The organism is Mycobacterium sp. ZZG (assembly GCF_054786995.1).
On sequence record NZ_JBTBFV010000133.1, the window covers coordinates 1 to 2,506 of the forward strand.

The window sequence follows — 2,506 nt, forward strand, 5'->3', positions numbered from 1 at the left end:
AACAGGCCCCTACCGGAGCGCACAGGAAAAGCTGGGCAGACCAGCGGATCCCACCTGCCCGCACCAAACCCAGCCACCGAAATTACCCCCGGCCACCATCAGGAAGGCCGATCCACGGATTGAGGCTTAGATTCGGTGAGGACGTCAATCGCTATGTCGAGTGCTTCGGGGTCGTCCAACAGATCGGCGTTGTATTCCAGGTCGGTTGGGTCGGAGAGCTTTCCGGTTGCGGCAACCTTGGCGAGGAACAGTGCCCTGCTGAGCTCGTCTACACGAGTTTCAGCGGTCTTGGCGCGGTCGCGGTATCCGGCGCTCTCCTTGCGCAGACCCTCTACATACTCACGAGAGAACGTGTCTGTATTCGCTTGTGCCGAATCGGTGTCAGTCTCGGGCGTATCCACCTCGGTGAGGTTGGTTTCGTCCGTCTCTGTGTCAACTGGGGCGTCGTTTTCGTCCACTTATCCCATTCCCATCTGAAGGCGAAGGTAGCTGTCCATTTCGGCACGCTGGCCGGTACGGATCTCTGCCTCGCGGTCAGCCATGATCTTTTGAATTTCGTCTTCGTTGTGCCCGAGCTTCGCCAAGGCGTAGGTGACGGGATAGATCCCCGCCTGCACGGCCTTCACGGTGGCGTCCATTTCCTGTGCGACAGAGCGGGTATCGGCGGGTGCCCACTGCACGCGGACAGGGATGTCGTCGGGCTCACCGCCGTCACGGATCGCCAACAGGAGCTGAGCCAGTCGTTCATGCCCTGTCCCGTAATGCAGTTGTTTGGCCTCCACCCGCGAAACAAGCGCAGCCTCAGCAGCTCTGAGCGCATCAGCCGATGTCACCGAATTCTGCAGAACACCAACGTAATGAGCCGGCAATCCGGTGACCATCTGAACCTGAGACATAATCACCCGCACCAACGATTCAAAGGCGTTGAGGTCGGCTGCGTCCAACTGGCCAAACCGGCTGTCTGCGTCGTCGGAGATCCACGTTTTCAACCGATCCTCGGTAAGCGGGTTGACCAACTCCACCACCGGCTCGCCCTCGTCCAGGACCGGGTTGCCGTCATCGTCTAGGACCGGACGTTCCTCGGGGCTGATACCGCTGGCCCAACGGCGCGGGAAAGCCGCACTCTCGCTGGCGGTCAGCCCGTCAAGCAGAGCCTTGTTCAACGCATCCTGAAGGGTGGTCACGTTGTCGATAACGCTGCGCTCACCCTCATGGCCAACCACCGCGATAGGCGGAACACCTAGCGGGTTCTCCACGGAATCCACCAGATAGAAACCCGCAGTGGAGGCACTCGGACTATCTACGCGCCAATGCTGAATTTCGTCACCGAAGTACAGCCACGCCTCCACAGCCTTGTCGGTGATCACCCTTTTGCAGCCAGAAACCACTTCGTCGGTGATGGGATCGCGCACGACCACGAAACGGTCAGGAGACTCGATACTGATGGACGGGCGTCCACGGTTGTCTTTCCATGCCGTCACGTACCCGCCGCCGTAGAGCAGGGCGTCACGGTGGACGTTGGTTGCCCGCTGATCGAAGTTGTTGGCAACGTACAGGTCCCATGCATCAGTGATGGTGAAGCCGGAAACCCGTAGCCGTTCCTGAATGCTGGTGACCGTGGTTTCACAGACGTTTGAGGAGATCCGGTCGAAGTTCTTTAGCGCCACCTTTTGATCGGCACTGAGGAAGCTCAACGGTGATCGGCCCTCGTAGTAGTCCCGCAACCAGGCATAAAGATGCTGCGGAGCTAGGAGCGCCTGCAAATGGGCGACCAGCACATCGGGAGTTGTCAAAAGGAATACACCTTGCGTTTCTTCTGTGGGCGGGTGGCATACCAGGTGACCCGCGAGTGACACATCACGAGGGCGGCGCAGAGATCCACCTTGGCGGCGTTACGACTCCGCGAGGTCTTCCCAATCCGCAGCCCGTTATCGGTTTCCAGAACGGTGGAAGCAAGCACGTGTGAGCGGAAGGTCTCTTCGCCAGAATGGGTGAATGCTCCGTTTACCGCAGCGCTATGCAGATCGGTCGTAGCCCGCGTGACGCGGCTCGGACTCCACGGAAACTCACTGACGGTTAGACCTTCGCCGGCCAAAACCTGGAGCGAGCGAGCCCACCGGAATGGGTCGGCTACAAGCTCTCTCACATTCCACCGTTGACACGCCTGCCTGATGGATTCTTCAACCTCTAGAACTGGGACCGACCAACCGGGGGTGCCGGGATTGCTCCACACCTTCAGGGTGTCGAAGTGCGGCACCGAGCCGATCTGCCCGACGAGTAGCGCGGTGCAGTCCCGGTTGTGTGATCCGTCCAAGGCGACGACTACATCGGTGCCGCTAGGGATTCCAAGGCCCGTAGAGAGCCCGTCCCACACATCAGGAGCAATGATCAGAACCTGTGGATGAGCCTCGGTGTGGGGGCGTGAAAGTGGGCGCACCTTCCCGAGGATGATCTGAATATCCGAAGGTCCGATCATGAGCCGGCGTTGGCGCGCTGGTTCGGGAAG

Annotated in this window: 2 protein-coding genes and 1 pseudogene; all 3 read right to left on the reverse strand. The window is 59.9% G+C overall.

The window, feature by feature from the left end; genetic code table 11:
• Positions 1 to 98: 98 nt before the first annotated feature.
• Positions 99 to 458, reverse strand: coding sequence for a hypothetical protein (locus tag ACXMYJ_RS28910; protein ID WP_460359526.1), 360 nt, complete (start codon positions 456 to 458; stop codon positions 99 to 101).
• The gene (locus ACXMYJ_RS28915) at positions 459 to 1,793 is read right to left on the reverse strand and encodes a phage portal protein (RefSeq protein ID WP_460359527.1); all 1,335 of its coding nucleotides are present in this window, start codon (positions 1,791 to 1,793) and stop codon (positions 459 to 461) included.
• Positions 1,790 to 2,506, reverse strand: a pseudogene (locus ACXMYJ_RS28920) (hypothetical protein); the annotation flags it as partial. The gene ACXMYJ_RS28915 and the pseudogene ACXMYJ_RS28920, both read right to left, overlap by 4 nt.